Genomic DNA, 22,050 nt, shown 5'->3' on the forward strand with positions numbered 1-22,050 from the left:
AACTGTTATAAAATGTAAACGTTTTTGAGTAAGTAAGACTAATTTTAGGAGGGAAATAATGATATTAACTAAAATGAAGAATTTTTCATTTAAGGATTTACAAGGGAAGACTGTGTCAATCAACGATTTTAAAGGAAAAAACATATTAATTTTTATGTGGGCTTCCTGGTGACGGTGCAGGGATCAACTGCCAGGTTGGCAGGATTTTTATAATAGATATAAGCATCAAAACTTTGAAATTCTATCTGTTTCCGTTGATATTCAAGGTGTAGAAGTTGTAAAACCATATGCAGCAGATAAGGCATTCACCTCAGTAATTGATGCGGACAATTCATTAGCGAATTATTTTGGATTTAAAATAGTACCGAATGGAATTTTCGTCGATAAAAACGGTACAATTCGTTTAATTAAACAAGGATTCCATGTTTCAAATCCAATGCATTTGGACGCAGTTGAAAAACTAATACACGGAACAATAGAAAAAGTTATTTTAGATGATGAATACTATAATCCCTCCAATAATGTTAATAACATAGAAAAGCAACTTTCTGAAACGAAGTTTAAGTTAGGGATGGAATATGCGAATAACGGAAAAAAAGAAGAAGCATTAAAAGAACTAGACGAGGCTCTCTTTCTTGATACAGATAATTTTCTTATTCGAAAACAACGATGGTATATACGACATCCAGAAAAATTTTCACCCATTATTGATATTGAATGGCAACAGGAACAATTAAAAAAAGAAAAGGCACAAGAAGCCCTTTTAAAAGATGGATTAGCTTGTGGTCCCGAAGGTTGTGTACTTCCAGGTACAACTATTAAAAATGAAAATAAATAGTTACCAAAAACATTGATATTCTCCAAAAAAATATTGTTAAGATTGATTTATGAAAATGGAATGAACAATACAAACATCATGAGGTGAAACGAAGTTAATAAAAGGGGAATTCATTTAGGAGAAGGAAATGTTTCTCACCAACGTACCTTGGATGTACCAATGTACTTTTGGACATCTTAAGGAACAATAGCAGATCGATATAGAATTTGGTTTTAAGAAGGGCAATAAGCTCCGAATTTTACATTGTCGAATCCACTTGGTAAATGTGTTTCCTGTATGGAGAGTTTGAGAATCTCCGAGTAAGCGCAGAAAAACCGTCAAAAATACTCGATGGAATCAAATCATTCTTGGACGATGGTCGACATGGAGAGGTATTAATTTATTGTTGCAATGAATCTGTAGTAATTTTTCATTCTTAAATTAATACAAAACGGGAATAAGTATTTCGAATCTAGGTATCGTACAAGTAACTATTCAAATCAATAATTTATTGAACTGATTTGAATAAACTTTTTAAGGAGGAAATAAAATTGGCACAACGAATTGATTATTACAATGTAGCCCCAGACGCACTTGACATCATTGGAAAAATGGATAAGCATACGCAAACTACAGATATAGACCGTAAACTTCGTGAACTCATTAGACTTCGTGCTTCTCAAATTAATGGCTGTGCACTTTGTTTGTATATGCACAATACAGCTGCCCTGAAAATGGGTGAAACAGAACAAAGAGTATATTGTATTAGTGCTTGGGAAGAGTGTGAATTCTATACAGAGGCAGAAAAAGTAGCTTTAGAGTTGACCGAGCACGTAACGTTAATCCCTACAAAACGTGTTCCAGATCAGCTTTACCAACGAGTACGTAAACACTATGACGAAAAACAGTATGTTGACCTTGTTCTAATAATTACTCAAATTAACACTTGGAATAGGATTGCTATTGCAATGGGGCATACACCAACTGAAAAATAATTACTATCAGCGAACCTCTTTTAGTATTTGTTTCGGATGCATTTAATATTATTTTTACTTTCAGCAATCGGTCGCTTTAATGGAAGTAACGGGAAATCCATTGGTCCGAAGGGAAAAATGGAGAAAGACTTTTTAGCCGTTCGATAAATACCAAACTTAACTATCGCTATTGGCGGAGGAGGAAACAATCATGTTTAAGTTATTCGAAGCTTTCGGTCAAAAAATTGAGACCATCGGAACAAAGTTTTTGTTTATTGCACTGGCCATCGTTTATATTTGGATTGGCGCGATGAAATTCACGGTCTACGAAGCAAATGGGATTTCCCCACTTGTAAGCAACAGCCCAGTACTTGGATGGCTTTATAACTATTTTTCAATTCATACGTTTTCTTCTCTATTGGGCATATTAGAATTATTAGTCGGTCTACTCATTCTCAGCCGCTTTGTGTCTGCAAAGCTGTCAGCTGTTGGAGCGTTTCTTTCCTGCATTCTATTTCTGACGACACTGAGTTTCATGGTCTCAACACCGGGTGTTTTTGAGCCGAGCCTCGGTTTCCCCGCCCTTTCTGTGGCGCCGGGTCAATTTCTGTTGAAGGATCTAGTCTTTCTGGGCGCTTCAGTGTTTGCCTTGGGCGAGTCACTGAAGGCGGCTAGACGTTGAACGTTTCATGAAACACGTGAGATGCGCTATCCGGATGTAGGAAAATAAACAGATCATTTGATGGTTCCGAATGTTTATGATTTGTTTCAATTTATTAAAGGTACATCGTGTATTCTAAAAAAAAAATCAATTTATATGACGAATATGAAGCTATAATATATAAATTAAGGATAATATAAATCAGGCATCTTGTAATCGATGTGCCACGATTTATATTTTTTTTAGGTGATGAGATTGGAAACCGTAACATTTGGAATGGGTTGCTTTTGGTGGCCAGAGGCGCGTTTTGGATACCATTCAGGGATTCTTAGAACGAAAGTCGGGTAAGGAGGTGGAAAAGAAGGTCAACTGACCTCGAAAAACACGCTGGACTACACGGAGGTTTTACAAGTCCAGTTTAACACAGAGTTTTTAAGCTTAGAGCAAATCGTAAATCAATTTTTTAAGCAACATAATACAACAAGAGCACCTCGTTCCATGAAGTATCGATCTTTATTGTTGTTTGAAAACGAAGAGCAGAAGAGTGAAATGCTTCAAAAATTAGAAGAGATTAAACATATCCATGGGAACAGCTATACCTCTGTGGAGCCCCTACATTCATTTTACGAAGCAGGCCTTCATCATCAAAAGTATTACCTTCAGAGGTGGAAACCGGTCTATGAGAAGTGGCAGGATCTACATGTTGAAAAAGAGTCACTAGTTGAATCAACCTTAGCTGCTAGGCTAAATGGTCTTTCAAAGGGTTGTGGTTCACTAGAAGAACTGATGCAAGAGTATCCGGATTCAGCCTACGATTCACTTTATTCGGTTATCCGGGAAGTGAGTGAGAATTTGAAAGAGCACTCAGAGGATATGTGTGGGTTAGATTAATAGAAAAGAATGAAAAGCAGCCCTGTTATTAGGGCTGCTTTAACTTATAGGTTTCTTAAAGCACTTAAAACGTCATAAGGCTCCAAACGAGACATGAAGTTAGGACTGACATACCTAAAGCGAATTTCACCTGTTTCTTCAATCATAAACGTAGACGGTACTGGTATGATCCAGTTTGCTTTACCATTGAAGGATTCTAAATATAAGCATATATTTAAATAGGCATCTTTCCACAAGAGCTTGAACAAATGCGCGCAGGTGGCATCATAAAACGATGGAGAGCTGGCTTCCTTGCATAGAAATCTATGCTCACAGAGGCTCCTTGTCTAGCCTTCTAATTATAATAAATTAGGCATCTACGTCTCTCTCTTTTAAATGGGCCGCAATTGTATCAGCAAACAGCTGGAGCCATTACCCCACCGATGATAAATGGATCTGACATTCCCATATCTACAACCTTACCTATTGTTGCTGAAATTATATTAGGACCATTGTCTTCTCTTGTGATTAGAGCTAGGCCAGCACCAGTTACGGTCCATTGGGCTGTTGGTGGCTTTTGACCACCGTATTCTGTGGGTTGACGAAATTGCTTTTCGACTGCATATTATGGCTAGCACTTCCGCTTAGTATATAATTAGCACCTTTGCCATTAATAAGAAATGCTGATAATGCTAAACTCTCCATCGATGTCGCACAAGCACTAAAAAATCCAAATTAGGCAAGACCCATTGTTTTGGCATAAAAAAATTGGACTATTTTTAACTGCGAACTGACAAGCTTCCTCCATCATTTTTTGTTGTGGTTGTGCTTTTTCAAACGATGCTTGCTTTAACCAGATATCGTCATGAAAGTAGATCAAAGTCATTAGGAATATTCCCATTAGCTTCAAAAGGACCACCTACAGTGGCAGTTGAAAGGATAGTTGGTTTATTTTTAAAAATCCAGGTTCAATGTCCAGTTAGCATTACAATCCACCCCATTGAATTAAAATTGTTTTTATTAAGGCAACGATAAATGCAGAGAAGACACCAAATTCGATTACAGATCCAGCTAATTTGAAAATGTTTCCTCCAACTCCAAGGACAAATCCTTCTGTTCGATGTTCAATTGCAGCGGAGATTACAGCATTACGAAATCCTGTAACTGATACCGCGGAACCACCGCCAGCAAATTGTCGAATTCGATTATAAATTCCGAATCCAGTTAAAAGCATTGTAATAAAAATAAGTGTAGCTGAAGTAGGATTTCCTGCAGTTTGTTCCGTAAAATCAAAAAAATAAATGTAAGTAGTTGATATTAGTTGACCGAGAAATCAAATAAATCCACCTACAAGAAATGTTTTATACAATTTTTTAGTATTGGCCGTTTGACTTCTCTTTGTTGCTGGAAAGCTTGATACTCTTGAGATGATGGTGGTAAATTCTTCTTTTTCTTATCTGTCATTTTCAAATCCACTCTTTTCGTTATGTTTGTTCCTTCATTAAGTTAATAATGTGTTTCGATTTCTTTTTTATCTGTTTGTTTGAAATATCCTTATCTTTAATTTCTTTTTCAAGAGACTCGAGTACAAGTATAATTTCTTGTCAGTTGAAAGTTCTATTTTTATGTTTGGGTATTTTTTCTTTAGTTCTTTTGCATATTTTTTACGTATATCCGTTAGTTGAAATCGTTTATTATGATGAACTTTAATAGCTACAACTAAATCTTTATCCGAAATGACGCGTTGATAGACGTTATTTCATCATGTTTACTAAGAGTTTTTTGCCTTATTTACCTTTTGTTGGTCGACAAATTTATTATTAGCAATTTTGGTGTATTCAACGTCTTGAACGTCATTTTTGGCTACGTTAGATTCACTTTCAGGACTACAACCAAATAAAAAAACATCAGTCCAAAATATATAATAAGTCGTTTAACGTAAATGTTGATCACCTTCTGTATGGATATGTAGGAGCGAGGTTGTAACTCATCCAACCTCGCAAAATCCTTTATTGTTGTTTGTATTGTGGTTCTTCTTGTTCTATTTGCGTAACTCTCGGTTCTACATTTTGTAATATTGCTTGTGTTTGCGTTGCAGCATCTTGGTATAGTTGTTTTGCTTGTTTATTTTGTGTTTGAAGGGCAAATTGTTCGAAGCTTGCTTGAGCGCTTTTTAGTCCAGCAATAGTTTGTTTAACTTGTGAAGCAACCGTCATGAATTTTCCTCCTTTTTTAACCTATCTTTCATTAGTTATAATTGTATTTTGTTTATATAAATATACTCTTTGTTTTTTCCCTATATATGTTTAAATTGTATATAATAAGAAAAATGTCTGACAAATAATTTTAAACATTTAACTGAATTGTTTCGTCACATATAGTAAGGGGCTTTTGGAGATGCAATAAATATGAAGAAAATAAAAATAGGGGTCGACGCTGCTAAAATTCCTAACTAACAGGGGGGACGTATGTTTTGATTGTGGAGCAAGGTTTTGTACTGGTAAAGGTCTTTTCAAGACTTGCTTGTTGAATCCAATCTATAAGCCTGTTAGTAACAGAACGACTGACATCCATATCAGGAAGATCTTCAAAGAAGGTTTCTTTGCATTCCAGACATCTGTACCGTTGTCGTTTAGTAATTAAGCCTACACGTTTTCCGTGCATAGGCAGATCAAAGAATAGTTGATCTTTCTTACCATGCTTGTAAAGATTAGGAAATGTGCCGCATTTAGGACAATGTGAAGGTGGTGGAGTATTTGACTTTATTAAGAATCTGTAATCATATTCACTCTCTTTCATATCAAGAATCTCAAAGTTTGACAGGTTAATCATATTGGGTAACATTTATTCTATCCTTTTCTCAAGTTGGGCATTGGGATTATCGTGTGGAAAAGTTAGTATCACAAATTTCTTCAAACACCACATTAATATTAATATCCAATTATATAAATACTTTTTTTCTTATCATGGTTTCTGCAATGCATAAACTGATCACCCAGCATAACCATACAGCAATTGTGTAGGAAGTACCATATGAAAATTGCAAGGCATTGTGTGAAATGGCCACAATGATGTAGATGATCATATTGGCAAAGGCAAGAAAGAAGCTTCTTGACATCCATGAACTATGCTTTATCACGTTTTTTCTTCTAATATTGATATAGCCTAGAATTGTTGTACCAAACCATAGTGTATTTAAAACGAGAAATCCAATGGTGCTCAACCATCCTCCTGTTGCAAAAAAAGAAACATAAACACCAGGGATAAAATTTAACAAAATAGACAGCGAATAGACTCGACCATTCCAACGATGAAATTGGATAGATTTAATTCGTAATTTCTTGATCACACCCAAGGGTCCAGTGATAAGGGAGATAATAGCAAAAATTATATGTAACCTGATCATAAGTATCCACAACGATTCGTTAGTTAGAACTTCATCTTTTTTAGCAAGAAAATCCTGAAAAGTGGGATCAACCATGAAGTTTTTTGAAAATGTATGCATGACCCACATGAACGACACGATTAAAAAAATGATCCAAATGTTCTTTTTCATTTATCGTTATCCTTTCCTCTTATATTTAGGCAAATAAACCACGATTTGTCATAACAAAAACAACAGTAAAAATAAGCACAAATGTAAACCAACCGAGTGTATTAAGTTTGGCCTTATTTCGTTGTAACGCATTTTCAGGATCCTCTGCAAGAATGACTCGTTTCAAGTTATTTTGTATCATACCTATCAAAGCACCAATAAGCATAAGCAGGATTAATGATAGCACCACCCATAACAAAGAAGGATAAGTGGCATATCCCATTACCATCCACCCTCCTGTAATGATTAACAAAATTAATGCATAATGGCCAAAGCGGGTAAAGCCTACCAATGTTTTAACAGATATTTTTAATTCATTACCTGAACGTGACAAAAGAGATTTAAACGCAACTGGAAAAGCTAGAAAACTACCGAGCAATAAAGCACCTATTACATGAAAAAATACAATAAATGAATACATAACTACAACTCCATTCTTAAGAAATACGATGTCCAATTAATTTTGATGAGGGAAGCATACCAGCCTTTGCTTCACCATACATACTGTTTCCATCTACAGAAACGATAAATTTTAAAGAAAGTCTTATAGGCTTCTTCACTTTCATAGACCACTTTAATTGATTCCCTTCCTGTACAATATTGTTCAAAGTGACAATATCTTCTCCTTGCTTTGCAATTCCCGCTATACGACCATCTTCAGAAGATAAATTTAATAAAACGGAAAGATCGCCAATAGGAGTGGAAATTGTAGTCTCCCATTTTCCTTGGAAATTAAAGCTCTTATCAGTTTGATTTGAGGAACGGGAACTTGTTGCTTCCATTGGATTTTCATGTTTGCTTTCTTTAGGTGCATTTCCTTCAGCTTTCCAAACTGTGCCCCTGCGCTCGTACTCAAATAGTTTTTCCACAGCATGTGCTATACGAGGACCTAACTCTCGCTCAACTAAATAAAGCGCAACATCAAGTCCCGAAGTAACGACACCACCAGTGATAAGATCTCCATCGTCTACAACCCGGGCATGAACCGGAAACGTATTCGTAGCTTGCAAAAGCCCCATTCCCAAATGGTGTGTAACGGCATGACGGCCTTCTAGCAGACCATCCATGGCTAATAGGAGAGAACCGCCACAAACTGTGGAAAGCAAGATATCAGGTTTCCGAATTGCTTCTTTTAATACATTACTTAATTCTGTTTCCGTTGCTTGTTTTATTCTTACTGGTATTGAATCTGGTCCATTATCATCAACAGAACCAGATGCCCCTGGAACAAGAATGATTCCTTTAGAGGATAAATCAATTTTGCCGCTTGCTTGGAGCTGTAACTGATTTACTCCACTCATCACCATTCGTTCACCTTCAGCGGAAACTAGTTTAACTATTATGTCCTCATTTGAGTACATTCCAGCTGCATTAAACACTTCATAAGGAGCAATTACATCCAATAAATCAAATCCATCAAACAACACAATTTGAACATTCATACACACATTGCCTCCATTTTTTAAAATTTTAATCAAGTTTTCTAGCAATTAATTTGACCCCGTGCTACAAGAAGCGTTCTTTTATTTAGTAAGAAGCCCTTTCAACCTTTGATACTCAGCTTCATTAATTTCTCCCTTGGCTAACCGATTTTTAAGAATCATGGTTATGTCCCTGTCTTTCTGACTGGAATCTTTATAGCGACAGCGAATTTCAAAGATTTGAACCGCCATAAAGCAGAAAAGTGTAAGGCAAAACAAAGCACCGAATGGAAAGAATGAGAAACTGTGAGTTTCGAAACCCATTTGTGTAACCCCCTTCGAGTAATAAAAGTAAGGCGAAACACTTTATTTATAGTGAATATTCGCCGATCGTTTCACAATTAAACAATAACCTTTAAGTGTCTCAAATGATGGTACAAAAAGGTCACAAAACAATCACAATCCATCACAAAAAAGTGATGTGAAGTCATCATTGTTGAAACAGTGATATACTGAAAGTAGATTTCGATGGAAGGTTCGTTTCTTTTACTAGCGTGAAGGGTAGGTAGGATTTTGTGAAGGAAAAACAGACGATTCTGGTTGTGGATGATGACAAAAGCATTGTCGAACTATTAAGAGACTTCTTGGAGAATGACGGTTTCTATGTAAAAACTGCTTATGACGCCGATCAAGCACTGTTCGCACTTAAGCAGGTCACAATTGATTGCATCATTCTTGACATCATGATGCCGAGACAAAATGGGTTCGAGTTCTGTCGGCAGGTACGCGAGGAAAGTAACATTCCTATCCTCTTCTTGAGCGCCCTCAGTGATGATGTAGATAAAATTCGCGGACTGGCACTTGGAGGGGATGATTATATAGTTAAAACCGCATCTCCGGGTGAGATTATTGCCCGAGTGAAGGCTGTATTGCGACGATCCGGTTCCCAAAAGGGATTTAGCAGGAGGATCCTGGATTACGGTGGCCTCACTTTGGATTTATCCACACGAGAAGTATTTGTAGAGGGAAGATACATCTCACTTACACCAAAAGAATATGAGTTATTGCAACTGTTTGCCGAGCATCCGCAAATTGTTTTTACATATGATCAATTACTTGAAAAATTTTGGGATGGAATTGGCGATAAACATACTGTCCGCGTCCATATTAGCCGCCTACGTGAGAAAATTGAGTACGATCCAAACGAACCAAAATATATATTCAATGTCTGGGGTATAGGCTACCGTTTTAAAGGAGAATAAAATGAGATCAATTCGCATTCGTACATTTTCTATACTTAGTTTGCTTTTAATCTTGATGTTGCCATGGGTATTTTACGTAACGGCCCACTTACTAACAACAAAATCACTCAGTTTCGACACGAATGAAGCTCAGAAAGAAGATTTAAAAAAAATGAGCCACTTCATTGAAACAAATACAGAAAACTGGTCTGACCCCAAATGGCAAGATGATTTAAGAGGAAAGTTACAAGCATTGGACATGGGTTTAGAAATTTTAACCGATTCAAATCAAGAGGTTTTTGAATTTTTCCCTGAGGAAGTTCGCTCATTTACGCGAGTAGAACAGTTTTCAATTATGCAAGATGGACTTCTATTTGGAAGAGTAATGATTTTCCAGCCGAATTCAAGAGTGGTTGAGATGATTGCGGCATTTGCAGGATTATTGTTAGCTTTTTTTATCATCGGTTATGTCATGAGAAGGTTTATTCTCAAACCGCTTGAGAAAATGAGCCTGGCAGTCCGACAAGTCGCAGAAGGGGATTTGGACGTCCAATTACCTGAGTCCCCGATCAAAGAAATTACGGAAGTTCATGGCGGAATTCAAATAATGACAGATAGTCTCCAAGAATCCATGCAAAAACAAGTGGAATTGGAGGGAGAACGCCGATTTATCATTGCTGCAGTCGCCCACGATTTACGGACACCATTATTCGCCTTACGAGGTTATTTGGATGGTCTGGAAAAAGGAATTGCTGATTCACCGGATAAACAAGCAAAGTATCTGGCGGTTTGTAAGGAAAAGTCAGAACAATTGGCCCGTCTTATAGAGGATCTTTTTACATTTACAAAGACGCAATATTTGGAGATGGAACTCAAAAAAAACACGGTTAATCTTCCGATTTTATTAAAGAAGTCGATTGATAGCCTGAATCCACTAGCTAAGCAAAACAACATCTCTTTTATCGCAAACTATTTTGGGGACGATTGTATGATCATGGGCGATTCGTATTTATTAGAGCGTGCCATAAATAACTTATTGGATAATGCTGTCAGACATACACCACACTCTGGTAAAATTTTTATACAATGCTATAAGGACGGTAACAGAGTGGTCTTTACTGTTCAAGATACAGGGAAAGGTTTCTCTTCAGAAGAGATTCATCGTGTTTTTGATCCACTATATCGTGGTGAAGCATCACGAAATCGTTCAACCGGAGGGGTCGGGTTAGGGTTGACTATTGCAAGAAGGGTCGTTAGACAACACGGGGGTGACCTTGTCGTAGATAACCATTCAGAAGGTGGTGCACTGATAAAAGGTTGTATACCAGCTCACTGTTCTAATGCTTGATAACCCTTATCTTAAAATAAAGTTAACTAAAATAAACCTTAACAAGCCAGTTTCAGTTTAAGTTAGAGCCTAATCTTGAAAAAAGATTAATCAAATAGGCCCTCAAAACTGTTACCAAATTATTTATTAATAGAATCATCCTTTGGGCTGTTATGTTCTTCTACACGATAATCCGAATTAATGCTATGTGAACATTTATTAGGTAAAATGAGTTTTCCACACTAAAATCCGAATACCCTATAATTAAAGCATATTGGGGATAAAAATATTAGTAAAACATTGAATATCTTTGGAGGTGGTTCCTTATAAGAGGTATTAAATACTAAATTAAAAAAAGGTGTAATATATGGAACTTTTAGACAGAATATTTAAAAAATCAAAAGAGATGGAAATTATGTCAAGCGTAAAGTTAGTAGTAGTTTTTTATAGCATGGGAGGAACAAACTATCAATTAGCAAAATGGGCTAAAGAAGGAGCTAAAGAAGCAGATGCTGAGGTAAAATATTAAAAGTACAAGAATTAGCCCCACAATCAGTCATTGAGGGAAATAAAGTATGGAAATCGACAATTGAAGCAACAAAAGACGTTCCAATAGCAACATCGGATGATATTGAATGGGAAGATGCAATAATATTTAGTATTCCAACAAGATTTGGTAATATGGCATCACAAATGAAACAATTCTTAGACATTCAAGGGGGGATCTGGGCAAGTGGTAAGACTGTAAATAAAGTTGTAAGTGCGATGACTTCAGCACAAAACCCTCATGGTGGTCAAGAAGCAACATTACTATCTCTTTACACTTCGATGATGCATTGGGGTGCTATTATAGCAACTCCTGGTTACACAGATTCTGTATTATTTGGTGCAGGAGGAAACCCATACGGAACAAGTGTAACAGTTGACCAGGAGGGTAAAATGGTCGAGGATAATGAAGCAGCAGTGAAACATCGGGCTAAACGTACAGTAACAGTTGCGGAATCGATCAAAAAGGAAATTAATAAACAAGGAAATTTTCTTAAAATGGCTATCGCAGCATATTAAAGCATCCTAAGCTAAAATGTTTTTGAACAAAAAATCCCGAAATCCTAACGTTAAGGAATTCCAGAAATATATTAATATATAAAATTCAATGATGTTTAGGGATATAAAAATTTTGATAATATACAATTACAATGATATGACCAAAATGCACAAAGCAGTAAGGAAGAATAAGCAATTATCAAATAACTTTGATAGTTGTTTATTTAGATTGTATAAAAAGTGGGGATTTTTCTCTGCAAGATTTTTTATATATCAGTTTAAAAAAGCATTTTACTTGATGAAGATAAACGATTCTCGCGAACCTTATCTTTATGCTTTTCCCACACATGTCGAGTTAATACTTTTTGGTGATTTTTCGATCGTATACATTAATCTAAGAGCGGACAAGTTGCACGTCATTTCTTAGGATGGGATTTATATTCTCAATATCCATCTTGGCTAGTCGTGGAGTGGGCTAATGCCTTGCCATTCGGCCATATATAAAGATCTTAATCTTCGTTATATATCTTCTACCTTGAAATCAATTCTTTTCATTTTCCTATCTATACTTTTTAAATACGGTACAGAATCATGAACATTTCCCGGAGTGACATGGGCATCCGTAATTATGTTATATTTCATGTCTATTGTTCGGTGATCTAGATAACAGAACATTTCTTGATTGTGATCACGGGACATAAAATAACCACTTTCTGGATCTGTTTTACTCATGCGGATCGTTTTTGTTTGTTTCACTTCGTTTCTTTCTTATAATGGATTTTTTCTATGTTGTATCCGATCCTCATCATTAGCTTAATTCAGTTCTTCTCTGTAGTATCGGGTCTCTACTTCTTCTTTTTAGAATTTATGTTTATTGGCATTTGGTTTTAAATGCGTGCAATCGGTGCTTGACAGCCTTGAGAACAGGTTCATCAAAGATTGAAATATTTGGGTGATCTTAAATCGTTTTCGACGATTCTAGCTAATTGTGGAGTGATGAGAAACTGGATCAGAAAGCTTTAAACCAAGAAACCAGCGATACGCTAAGTTCGTTTGAATTCCCTTCTCCAGCTGACGTTCAGAGCAAATTCCAAAGAAATAGCCAATAAACATCTTCTTAAATAAGACAATAGGATCTAAGGAAGGGCGACCATTCTCTTCACACTAATACGGCTTTACCTTATCTATAATAAAATAAAAATCAATGTATTTATCAATTTTACAAAGTAAATGATTCTAGAGTACCAAGTCTTCAAGACAAACAAGCTCTACTTCATTTTGAGTATTATTCCTTGTATGAAACAACCTAACCACCGATGGATGAAGCTTTACTTCTGGATACAGATAACTTTCTAATTAGAAAAGAAAGATGGTATATTTACTACCCAAAAGCTTTATCCAACGATTGATATCGGGTGGCAACAAAAGCAACTATAAAAAGAAAAAGCAGAAGAAGGAAAGTTAAAAGATGGTGTAGGTTGTGGATCTGAAGGTTGTGTAATACTTGGAACAACACAAGCTGTAAAGGATTAACTCTCATATAGTGAAGGAAATATTTTTAATAATCATTCTAGCATAGGGAATATCTATTCTATCGTGGGATTCCATTATGAGTAGTTAAGATAGTAAAAAGATCAGGAAATGAATAAATTCGAGTGATACGAACTTTATTGTTTTAAAGTGTATCAAAATAATGATGTTGTTCAAAACTAAAAGAGTAACATAACTGAAGTGAAGGAGGTTTAAAACATGGTAAAAACGATAACAACGGAAGAGTACCAAGAGCTTGCTGCTTCGATGAACAAACCTATTGTTCTTGAATTTGGAGCTGATTCGTGACAAGGATGCAGAATGTTGAGGCCGGTGGTCTCTAGCGTTTCTGAACAGTTAGATTCTGTTGATTTCTATAACGTAGATGTTAATGATTCAAAAGATCTAGCTGAGCAGTTTGGAGTTCAAAGTATTCCATCTTTAGTGTTAATAAAAGACGGCGAAGAAGTTAATCGTTCTGTAGGGTTTATTCCAGAAAACCAGGTGAAAGAATTTGCCCAGTCATAGATTATTGTTTAAAGAGAGCTATGAGTCTTGACTCATGGCTCTCTTATAGTTTCCTCAATAGAAAGGACAATATTTATATTAGGCTAAACGAATATCCATTTTTTCTAATAGTATGGATTAATTCAGGTAATGCAGCAACCGTTTGTTTTAATTCGTGCAACAGGATGAATGCCCCGTTTTCTAAATTGTTTACTATATTTGATGCGATTTACTCGAAGTTATTTGCTAGTTCCAATCGATAGAAGCGACTAACCATAGTATCGTTCTTAATTCTAATTTTAGAGGATGAAAACATAAGGAAATGTTTTTTTGGCAATATCGCTTGCATTATTCAGGCAGACCTTGGAAAAGAGTAATGGATCAGTAGCATAAGAATGGAACTCATACAACAAAACATAAAAGTCTTACAAAAGGCCACCCTACGAAGAACAATACCTTGACTTGAAAAACAGTTCTAAGAAAAATGGATGACATTATTGGAAATAAAGTATCCTATTTCCGTCCTCCATATGGTCAATACAATAAAGATACACTTAAGTCAGCAGAACTATCATCAAATGTTAACATAACGGATTTTTGATGATGAGGAAGCTTTATAGGATATCCTTATCTTTAGAGCCATACACGACCCTTGATTGATCAACAACTCATGGACTTTTGATCATTTGAAAGCTCCTTTCCCTTATCGAATGTATTATAATACTTTCGTTTTAACAGAAGTTGAATGGTAGGTTTGATGAAATTCCTGTTCAGTAAATGCTTCAGGTAGACCATCAAAGATAACCTCCCCATCCTTTAAAGCAATAATCCTTGTAGCAAAAAGCTTCGCCAATTCAACATTGTGGACATTTATAATCGTTAAAAGGTTATGACGGTTGTGCATTTTTTGGAGTAAGGTGAAGATCCGATTAGACGTACCCGGGTCGAGGCTTGAAACAGGCTCATCCCCTAAGAATACTTTTGGGTTTTGTAACATTGCACGGGCAATGCCAACTCGCTGTTTTTGCCCACCACTTAGCTGCTCCACACGCCGGTTGATTTGATCCGTTAGTTCCACATCAGCAATGATTTGTTTCGCACGTTTTATCTCTTCTCTAGAAAACCAGCCAACTAAATTTTTAAACGTTGACCGGTACCCAAACGTTCCTGTTAACACATTTTGAAAAACCGTTAAACGGGGAATAAGATTGAAATGTTGAAAGATCATGCCTATTTCACGTCGAACAGTCATTAACTGTTTATCAGCCAATGTCGATAGGGAGGTATTATTCCAAAGTACTTCTCCACGTGTGGTTTTTTGTAGACCATTAATACAACGAATAAATGTAGATTTTCCAGATCCACTTTTCCCGAGAATACAAACAAAATCGCCTTCGATTAAGGAAACATTAACGTTTGATAATGCATCACGTTCGCCACCTGGATAGCGTACAGATATATTATTCACTTTTAACATAGTTGTGTGCCTCCTAGATAACATTATTTCGCACTTTACTACCTACAATATCCACAATGATGACAATAACCATAACAATCAATACATCAAGTGCCACAGAAGAATACTGAAACGTTTTAAAGTCATTAAAAAGTCGCTGGCCAATTCCTCCACCACCGATGAAACCTAAAATAAGTGACGTTCTAATTGCAACTTCAAACCGGTAGAAATAATGGGAAAGTACATTTGGCCAAATTTGTGGTAGAATTCCAAACAAATTTGCAAAACCACTTTTGGCACCTACAGCCTTCATTGCCTCTTGTGGTCCAGGGTCTGTTGCCTCAATTAATTCAGATATTAGTTTTCCTAGTACACCAACATTGTGGAACATGATGGCAAGGGTCGCTGGAAATGGTCCAAGGCCAATTGCAGTGAGCAAAATTAAACCGAAAACAATTTCTGGAATTGAGCGAATGAAACTAAGTGCAACCCGTGAAAAGTAATATAGGTAGCTTGACGGAGCGGTATTTCGAGCTGCAATAAAACTAATTGGTAATGCAATCAGTAAACCAAGAAAACTACCTAGAAACGCCATAGCGAGCGTTTCTAGGCTGTCTTGTAACATGTGTGGTAACTTGGAATAATCCATTGGAAACCATTGAGATAAAAAATCAATCATGTTTTGGAAATCTTTGAATTTGGATAAATCAAACTCTGTTAACTTGGCACTGAAAAAAAGGAAAAATACTAACAAGCTAATCGAAATGATATTCTTTCGTTTGAACCACATGTAAATCAGCTCTATTCTTCAATAATTCCTTGCTTAACAGCTGCCTGTTTTATGCTTTCATAGTCTTTATTGCTAGCCTTGGTAAAACCAGTTGCACCAAAGGCGTCAAGAATCTCCTGATCATCGATAGCTAAAAAGGCTTCTTCTAATGCTTTAATTATTTTATCATCCGTATTTTTGTGGACAGCCCACGGGTATTGGAATAGTTTATCTGACTCCCAAATAGTTTTGATTAGTTCACTATCTATTTTTCCGGATTCTACCAGTTGGTTGTATATGGCACTATCAATGGCACCAGCATCAACCTGTTTATTTTGTACGGCTAGTGCAGTAGCGTCATGAGAGCCTGTAAAGCGGACAGAATTAAGTTTGTTTTCCTCTTCAGATTGATATACACCGCGGTCCTGTAGCTCAATTCTAGGTATTAAGGAACCAGAAGTAGAATTAATATCACCGAAAGCAAAGTCTATTTCTTCTGATTTTTCCAATAAATCATCTAGAGAATTCCATGGATTATCTTTGTGTGTGATGATATAAGAGTAATAAAAAGGTTGCCCATCAATTAGCTGTGTAATAATGGCCTTTGCACCACTTTTATTATGAGCAATAACGTAAGTTAATGGACCATAATAGGCCATATCAATTTTGTCATAATTCATTGCTTCAACAACACCGTTGTAATCAGGATAGACTTCCACCTTAACTTCGCGATCTAATTCTTTTGACAATGTTTTCTGTAGTTTATTCATTGCATTTTCCATCGCACCTTCTGTTTGAACAGGTATTACACCAATAGTAAATGGCTCTTGCTCCGTCTCCTCTCCGCTTTGTTCCCCATTTTTTCCTCCGCAAGCAGAAAGTAATAGGACAACGCTAAGGAATAAAACATAGATAAAGCCTTTTTTCATTGCCTTCACCTCATCATGTGTTATTAACTTTTAGTAGTTTAAAAGGACTCATATGGAGTCCCTTTATACTTTCGTAAAGTAGGCGATTCTATTAATAAGGAATATCTCATGAACATAATTTAGCGTACGAAAAATATTTTTATCGATAATAATCTCTATCTTTAGTAAGATAGTTCATCGTCTAACTTTTTACAATACAGTAATTCGACCAGGATTTTCTTTTGTTACTTCTCCGATAATCACAGAAGGTACTTGTTTGTCTTGTAATGTCTGTTGAAGAGAAACAGACTCTAATGCAGGTACAGAAATTAACAGGCCACCTGATGTCACAGCATCACAAAGGATAAGTTGTTCTATTTCACTGATATTGTTACTATAATCGATGCAGTCAGCCAACCATTTATGATTTTTCCTTGTGCCACCTGGGATGACATTTTGATTGGCTAGGTCTCTTGTCTTCGATAAAAGAGGAACATCTTTACTGTAAATGGTTATACCCGTTTGGCTTCCATCCGCAATTTCACGTGCATGACCTAGTAACCCAAATCCTGTAACATCTGTACAAGCGCTAACTGCATAACCTTCCATTGCTTCGGCTGCATTTTTATTTAATGTCGCCATAACTGTCATTACTTCTTTTAGTTCTTTTTCTTCTAACAAGTCCTTTTTTATTGCGGTAGTTAAAATTCCAACTCCAATGGGCTTTGTTAAAATTAATTTATCACCAGGTTTCGCTCCGACGTTTGCACGAATGCGCTCAGGGTGGATAGTTCCTGTTACAGAAAGTCCAAACTTTGGTTCCTGATCATCAATTGAGTGCCCGCCGACGAGCGTTGCTCCTGATTCTTTTACTTTGTCAGCAGCTCCCGCTAAAATGTCTGCCAAAATGCTTTTATCAAGTTTGCTAATAGGGAATCCAACAATATTCATAACAGTGATTGGTTTTCCTCCCATAGCATAAACATCGCTTAATGCATTAGCTGCTGCGATTTGTCCAAACATATAAGGATCGTCTACAATTGGGGTAAAGAAATCTAATGTTTGAACTAGTGCTGTATCGTCATTGATTTTATAGACACCAGCATCATCATACGTGTCTAGGCCTACAAGTAAATTTGGATCGGGTACAGATTTTGGTATGTGACGCAGAACCTGCGCCAGGTCGTCAGGACCAATTTTGCATCCTCAGCCACCTTTGGTAGATAAAGAAGTTAGTTTAACGATTTCTTCTCTTGACAAATCCTCACTCCTCCACAGTTTTCGTAGTATAGGTAATGTATATTACTTCCTAGTGTTTTGATAAATCTGTATCAATTGCTTAGCTTCTTTTTCACTAGAATGATTTTCAGCAATATACTGTTTTGCATTTTCACCTATTGTTTGCCTTAATTCGATATTATTAAGTATTTGTTCAGCATAATCAAGAAATTGGTTTGAGGTTGTATAGATAAAACCAGTTTCTCTGTGTGAGACGATGCTTCGATTTCCCTGGTTATTCGAAACTAAAACAGGGAGGCAGGACGACATTGCTTCTAAAATCGAAGCAGGTTGGCCTTCGGAATGTGATGTATTTAAGACACAATCCGCTTGAGTATAAATAACGCCCATTTTTTTATGTGGGACTTTCCCTAGGTAGCTAACCCATTTTTTATTGGCTTGAAGAAGTTCTTTTACAACTTCTCCTTCAGCCTCTTCAAGAATTGGTCCCACAAGCCATAGACGAACCTTCGAGTTTTTTTCATATAGACTTCTTAAAGACTCTATTGCAAATGGAATGTTTTTCACTTTGCGAATTCCCGCTGCTAGAACAAACAAAAATGTGTCATCCTCTTTTGGTTGTTGTAGGCTCTTATCCGGAATCTCGGTTGTTCCTTGTGGAATGATTGCTGTTTTATGTTTCACCTCAGGAAGTTCTTTTAATAAAATATGTTTAGCTTCTTGATTAAATACGTGAATAGCTTTGGCATTACGTAAACAAAAGATTACATCCTCGCGCGTTTTTTCATCAAATAAATGATGATTTAAATCGGTACCAGTAAGGGTAATAATATAAGAAGCTGGCTTCGTGTCAAGCTTTTCTAAAAATTTATAAAAATGATAGGCATGAAAGCCATGAACAACTTCAGCCTTTGGCAAGGTTTTCACTAGATTTTCCTCTGTTATTGAAATAATGTCAGTCTGAACATCAGATTTCTTTAATCCATCAGCTATTCGCTGTACGGTAACGGTATTTCCGCGAGGCTGGTGAAAATTTGGTGTAACTAATAGAACTTTCACTTTTGTTCCATCCTTTAAGGTCATTTTTATAAGCAACGTACATGTGCATTTTAGGTTATCCAATAAACAAATTCAATGAGGATCTACCTTATTAATAACATGCTACCTTTTTGTGATGTAGCTATTTTCGAAATAGAAAAAATACGCTCAAAGGGAGTTTCCCAAAGACCGTAGTAATATAAAATATTGGCGGGACTGTGTGGGAATCGAACCCACCGGAGACGGCACGCGCCTCCCTCAGGGTTTTGAAGACCCAGGAGGACACCAGTCACCCATCCAACCCCATTTTACTATTTATTATACCTATTTTTATTGTAAATATAACTTATAACTAAAGACTCTGATTCGCAAGGAAAAAGTCTTATGGATGATAAAATAATCAGCTTCCTTTTAGTGGAAAACAATTATCCAGCTTGAAAGACTGATGAGGGAGAATTAAAGTGATAGTATAAATATAAAGTGAAACGTTAATCAGTGAGGGATTCCATCTTCCGCTGATTACTAGTTGAACTAATCGAGCGTTTACGGGTAGTTATCCTCCACTGCACTTCTTCAATTCCACTAAGTCGTGAGGGATGGGGGTATTCCCCGGTAATGCGGGATAAAGGCAGGTTAGATTATGGAATCGAGATATTATACGATCGGAATGGCGGGTCATATTGACCATGGGAAAACGACGTTAACAAAGGCATTAACAAATATAGATACAGATCGTTTGAAAGAAGAGAAGGAAAGAAATATTTCTATTGAACTCGGCTATGCTCCTTTACAAACAAAGGATGGAACACATGTATCAATTGTCGATGTACCTGGGCATGAAAGGTTTATTCGACAAATGATTGCTGGAGTTGCTGGAATTGATCTTGTTGTCCTTGTTATTGCCGCTGATGAAGGTGTCATGCCACAAACGAAGGAACATTTGGAGATATTGGAGTTTCTTGGTGTAAAGCGGTGTATTGTTGCTGTTACAAAAATAGATCGTGTCGATGAAGAGCTTTTAGAACTTGTTGGTATGGACATTAGTGAAGCACTAGTGGAAACATTATTTAAAGATGCACCAATGGTTTATGTTGATAGTGTTACTAGTGTCGGGGTAGAACAATTGAAAGAAAAGATTTTTACGGAGCTTAAGTCAGTTGAATTTCGTGATCGTCACGGGGCATTCCGGTTGCCTATCGATCAAGTATTTACTGTTCAGGGGCAAGGAACAGTTGTACGTGGAACAATTTATGAAGGGGTAGTAACGACTGGTAGTCAATTAATTGTTCTCCCTTCCGGACAAAAAGTGAAAGCGCGTAATATCCAAGTTCATCATAATAATGTTAAAGAGGCATCAGCTGGGCAGCGAACAGCAATTAATCTTGGCGGGATTAACCACAGTGAATTGAAACGGGGAGATGTGCTAGTTGCAACTGATCATTTTCTTGTGTCAGATACCATCGATGTCTTGGTTCGATTCGTTAGAGATTTGCAAGCAGCTATTAAGCAAAGATCTCCGGTCAAGTTACACGTCGGTACTTCCGAAGTCACGGGAAAAATTATATTCTTTGATCGTAATGTAATCCAAGAGGCAACAGATGAAATTCTTTGTCAAATTCGTTTGGATAATAGCATCGTTGTTCGACGTGGAGATCGATTCATACTAAGGCGACCCACTCCAGCAGAGACAATAGGAGGGGGCTGGATAATAGATCCAAATAGTAAAAAGTATCCATTTGGTCAACAAACGATTTCGATGTTGGAAAAAAAGAAAAAGGGTACTCCAGAAGATCTCATTAAACATGCTTTAGAGAACTTCAAGACCCTTGATATTAAACAGCTGATTCAAGAAACATCGCTGGATCAGGTGGAAGTGGAAGGAATTTTAACTAGTAGGGTCGAAGATGAAACCATTGTCATACTCCCTAATAAGCGTTACACACTTTCATCCTTGCTGATAAAGGTAGAGGAACAGCTGGTAGAAAATTTAAAGGAATATCACGACGCGAATCCGATGCGACTTGGAAGAGATAAGGCAGAGTTGGTGCAAATTTTAACCAATGAGTTTCCAAAGGAACTAATTGACTTCCATCTTAATATGATGTTAGACAAGAACATGATAAAAAAGGAGGGTCAGTTTATTTCTCTAACAGTGTTCAGATCTCATCTTCCAGATAATTGGAAGAAGCGAATGAAACAGGTAATTCGTAATATAGAAAACGACCAGCTTGCCGTAGGCAAATGGGAGGAATATGTAAAGGACAAGCCATTCTCTAAGGCTGATGCAGATGAATTAAAAAACTATCTGATTCAGACTGGGCAAGCTTATCGGTTAACTGATGACTTCCTTATTCATAAACGCTCCCTTGATAAAGCAATAGAACAACTTAAATCGAATACGGAAACAACCTTTACGTTAAAAGATGCAAAAGAAGTATTGGGTATTTCAAGGAAGTACCTAATTCCTATTTTAGAATTACTTGATCAGCTACACCTTACTAGACGAAAAGAATCAGAGCGTAAATGGGTTTAGCTAATAGGAAAAAGCGTCACTTTTTCCTTACTAGTTTTTTAATAAGGAAAGTGGAAAAGGACAACTAGGGTATGAAATATAAGGTAACGATTGAATTTCGTATGCAGTGAAATTATGCGC

The 22,050-nt window shown here is 36.6% G+C and carries 22 protein-coding genes, 1 tRNA gene and 5 pseudogenes; 12 read left to right on the forward strand and 16 right to left on the reverse strand.

The window, feature by feature from the left end; all coding sequences use genetic code 11:
- The first annotated feature begins 58 nt into the window (after positions 1-58).
- The 6 genes and pseudogenes from CS937_RS19895 to CS937_RS09685 all read left to right on the forward strand — a co-directional run bounded on the left by CS937_RS19895 (position 59) and on the right by CS937_RS09685 (position 3,343).
- A complete protein-coding gene (locus CS937_RS19895) occupies positions 59-172 on the forward strand; it encodes a TlpA family protein disulfide reductase (RefSeq protein ID WP_099158258.1) in 114 nt (37 codons plus the stop codon).
- 15 nt (positions 173-187) lie between these two features.
- Positions 188-394 (forward strand): annotated as a pseudogene (locus CS937_RS19900) (thioredoxin domain-containing protein); the annotation flags it as partial.
- A gap of 42 nt (positions 395-436) precedes the next feature.
- Positions 437-838 (forward strand): hypothetical protein, encoded by a 402-nt coding sequence (locus tag CS937_RS19700; RefSeq protein WP_245835751.1) that lies wholly within the window; start codon positions 437-439, stop codon positions 836-838.
- Positions 839-1,368: 530 nt separating this feature from the next.
- On the forward strand, positions 1,369-1,812 hold the full coding sequence (locus tag CS937_RS09675) for a carboxymuconolactone decarboxylase family protein (RefSeq protein WP_099158260.1): 444 nt from the start codon (positions 1,369-1,371) through the stop codon (positions 1,810-1,812).
- A gap of 190 nt (positions 1,813-2,002) precedes the next feature.
- Positions 2,003-2,473 (forward strand): YkgB family protein, encoded by a 471-nt coding sequence (locus CS937_RS09680; protein WP_099158261.1) that lies wholly within the window; start codon positions 2,003-2,005, stop codon positions 2,471-2,473.
- Positions 2,474-2,839: 366 nt separating this feature from the next.
- Complete coding sequence (locus CS937_RS09685; protein ID WP_342748213.1) at positions 2,840-3,343, forward strand: peptide-methionine (S)-S-oxide reductase; 504 nt, start codon at positions 2,840-2,842, stop codon at positions 3,341-3,343.
- A 391-nt stretch (positions 3,344-3,734) separates the two neighbouring features.
- On the opposite strand, the pseudogene CS937_RS19985 reads toward CS937_RS09685, so the two are convergent.
- The 9 genes and pseudogenes from CS937_RS19985 to CS937_RS09730 all read right to left on the reverse strand — a co-directional run bounded on the left by CS937_RS19985 (position 3,735) and on the right by CS937_RS09730 (position 8,662).
- Positions 3,735-4,027: pseudogene (locus CS937_RS19985) on the reverse strand (hypothetical protein).
- Between the two features lie 158 nt (positions 4,028-4,185).
- Entirely contained in the window at positions 4,186-4,284 is a 99-nt protein-coding gene (locus tag CS937_RS19990; RefSeq protein ID WP_425445470.1) for a hypothetical protein, read from the reverse strand.
- Between the two features lie 23 nt (positions 4,285-4,307).
- Positions 4,308-4,786: pseudogene (spoVAC, locus tag CS937_RS09700) on the reverse strand (stage V sporulation protein AC).
- Positions 4,787-5,331: 545 nt separating this feature from the next.
- On the reverse strand, positions 5,332-5,538 hold the full coding sequence (locus CS937_RS09705) for a DUF1657 domain-containing protein (RefSeq protein ID WP_099158263.1): 207 nt from the start codon (positions 5,536-5,538) through the stop codon (positions 5,332-5,334).
- A 232-nt stretch (positions 5,539-5,770) separates the two neighbouring features.
- Positions 5,771-6,166: a transposase family protein gene (locus CS937_RS09710; RefSeq protein ID WP_342748198.1), complete on the reverse strand. Its 396-nt coding sequence runs from the start codon at positions 6,164-6,166 to the stop codon at positions 5,771-5,773.
- 97 nt (positions 6,167-6,263) lie between these two features.
- On the reverse strand, positions 6,264-6,878 hold the full coding sequence (locus CS937_RS09715) for a DUF2306 domain-containing protein (protein WP_099158264.1): 615 nt from the start codon (positions 6,876-6,878) through the stop codon (positions 6,264-6,266).
- A gap of 25 nt (positions 6,879-6,903) precedes the next feature.
- Positions 6,904-7,338 (reverse strand): DUF2269 family protein, encoded by a 435-nt coding sequence (locus CS937_RS09720; RefSeq protein ID WP_099158265.1) that lies wholly within the window; start codon positions 7,336-7,338, stop codon positions 6,904-6,906.
- A 16-nt stretch (positions 7,339-7,354) separates the two neighbouring features.
- Complete coding sequence (locus tag CS937_RS09725; protein ID WP_099158266.1) at positions 7,355-8,359, reverse strand: DJ-1/PfpI family protein; 1,005 nt, start codon at positions 8,357-8,359, stop codon at positions 7,355-7,357.
- Between the two features lie 81 nt (positions 8,360-8,440).
- A complete protein-coding gene (locus CS937_RS09730; RefSeq protein WP_099158267.1) occupies positions 8,441-8,662 on the reverse strand; it encodes an SHOCT domain-containing protein in 222 nt (73 codons plus the stop codon).
- A 251-nt stretch (positions 8,663-8,913) separates the two neighbouring features.
- Here CS937_RS09730 and CS937_RS09735 point away from each other — a divergent pair, with 251 nt between their 5' ends.
- From CS937_RS09735 to wrbA, 3 genes and pseudogenes are all read left to right on the forward strand, one after another.
- Positions 8,914-9,600 carry a response regulator transcription factor gene (locus CS937_RS09735; protein WP_099158268.1) on the forward strand — a complete coding sequence of 229 codons (687 nt, stop codon included), beginning with the start codon at positions 8,914-8,916 and terminating at the stop codon, positions 9,598-9,600.
- Position 9,601: 1 nt separating this feature from the next.
- A complete protein-coding gene (locus tag CS937_RS09740) occupies positions 9,602-10,927 on the forward strand; it encodes a sensor histidine kinase (protein WP_099158269.1) in 1,326 nt (441 codons plus the stop codon).
- A gap of 394 nt (positions 10,928-11,321) precedes the next feature.
- Positions 11,322-11,971: pseudogene (gene wrbA, locus CS937_RS09745) on the forward strand (NAD(P)H:quinone oxidoreductase).
- A gap of 260 nt (positions 11,972-12,231) precedes the next feature.
- On the opposite strand, the pseudogene CS937_RS09750 reads toward wrbA, so the two are convergent.
- Positions 12,232-13,264: pseudogene (locus CS937_RS09750) on the reverse strand (transposase); the annotation flags it as partial.
- Between the two features lie 540 nt (positions 13,265-13,804).
- On the opposite strand from CS937_RS09750, the gene CS937_RS09760 reads away from it, so the two are divergent.
- Positions 13,805-14,008: a thioredoxin family protein gene (locus CS937_RS09760; protein WP_176555806.1), complete on the forward strand. Its 204-nt coding sequence runs from the start codon at positions 13,805-13,807 to the stop codon at positions 14,006-14,008.
- Positions 14,009-14,471: 463 nt separating this feature from the next.
- The gene (locus CS937_RS19995) at positions 14,472-14,588 is read left to right on the forward strand and encodes a polysaccharide deacetylase family protein (RefSeq protein WP_373284332.1); all 117 of its coding nucleotides are present in this window, start codon (positions 14,472-14,474) and stop codon (positions 14,586-14,588) included.
- Between the two features lie 114 nt (positions 14,589-14,702).
- Here CS937_RS19995 and phnC read toward each other — a convergent pair whose 3' ends face one another.
- From phnC to CS937_RS19450, 6 genes are all read right to left on the reverse strand, one after another.
- The gene (phnC, locus tag CS937_RS09765; protein ID WP_099158271.1) at positions 14,703-15,464 is read right to left on the reverse strand and encodes a phosphonate ABC transporter ATP-binding protein; all 762 of its coding nucleotides are present in this window, start codon (positions 15,462-15,464) and stop codon (positions 14,703-14,705) included.
- A gap of 13 nt (positions 15,465-15,477) precedes the next feature.
- Positions 15,478-16,233, reverse strand: a complete 756-nt coding sequence (gene phnE, locus CS937_RS09770) for a phosphonate ABC transporter, permease protein PhnE (RefSeq protein ID WP_099158272.1) — start codon at positions 16,231-16,233, stop codon at positions 15,478-15,480.
- Between the two features lie 11 nt (positions 16,234-16,244).
- Entirely contained in the window at positions 16,245-17,141 is an 897-nt protein-coding gene (phnD, locus tag CS937_RS09775; protein WP_099158273.1) for a phosphate/phosphite/phosphonate ABC transporter substrate-binding protein, read from the reverse strand.
- Positions 17,142-17,330: 189 nt separating this feature from the next.
- Positions 17,331-18,380 (reverse strand): selenide, water dikinase SelD, encoded by a 1,050-nt coding sequence (gene selD / locus CS937_RS09780; RefSeq protein ID WP_176555807.1) that lies wholly within the window; start codon positions 18,378-18,380, stop codon positions 17,331-17,333.
- A 42-nt stretch (positions 18,381-18,422) separates the two neighbouring features.
- Positions 18,423-19,418, reverse strand: a complete 996-nt coding sequence (locus CS937_RS09785) for a glycosyltransferase (protein ID WP_176555808.1) — start codon at positions 19,416-19,418, stop codon at positions 18,423-18,425.
- 187 nt (positions 19,419-19,605) lie between these two features.
- Positions 19,606-19,702 (reverse strand) — tRNA-Sec (locus CS937_RS19450).
- Between the two features lie 335 nt (positions 19,703-20,037).
- Here CS937_RS19450 and selB point away from each other — a divergent pair.
- Complete coding sequence (selB, locus tag CS937_RS09790; RefSeq protein WP_099158275.1) at positions 20,038-21,930, forward strand: selenocysteine-specific translation elongation factor; 1,893 nt, start codon at positions 20,038-20,040, stop codon at positions 21,928-21,930.
- Positions 21,931-22,050: the final 120 nt, after the last annotated feature.

This window comes from Virgibacillus ndiopensis, assembly GCF_900187325.1.
Taxonomy (GTDB): domain Bacteria; phylum Bacillota; class Bacilli; order Bacillales; family Amphibacillaceae; genus Virgibacillus_E; species Virgibacillus_E ndiopensis.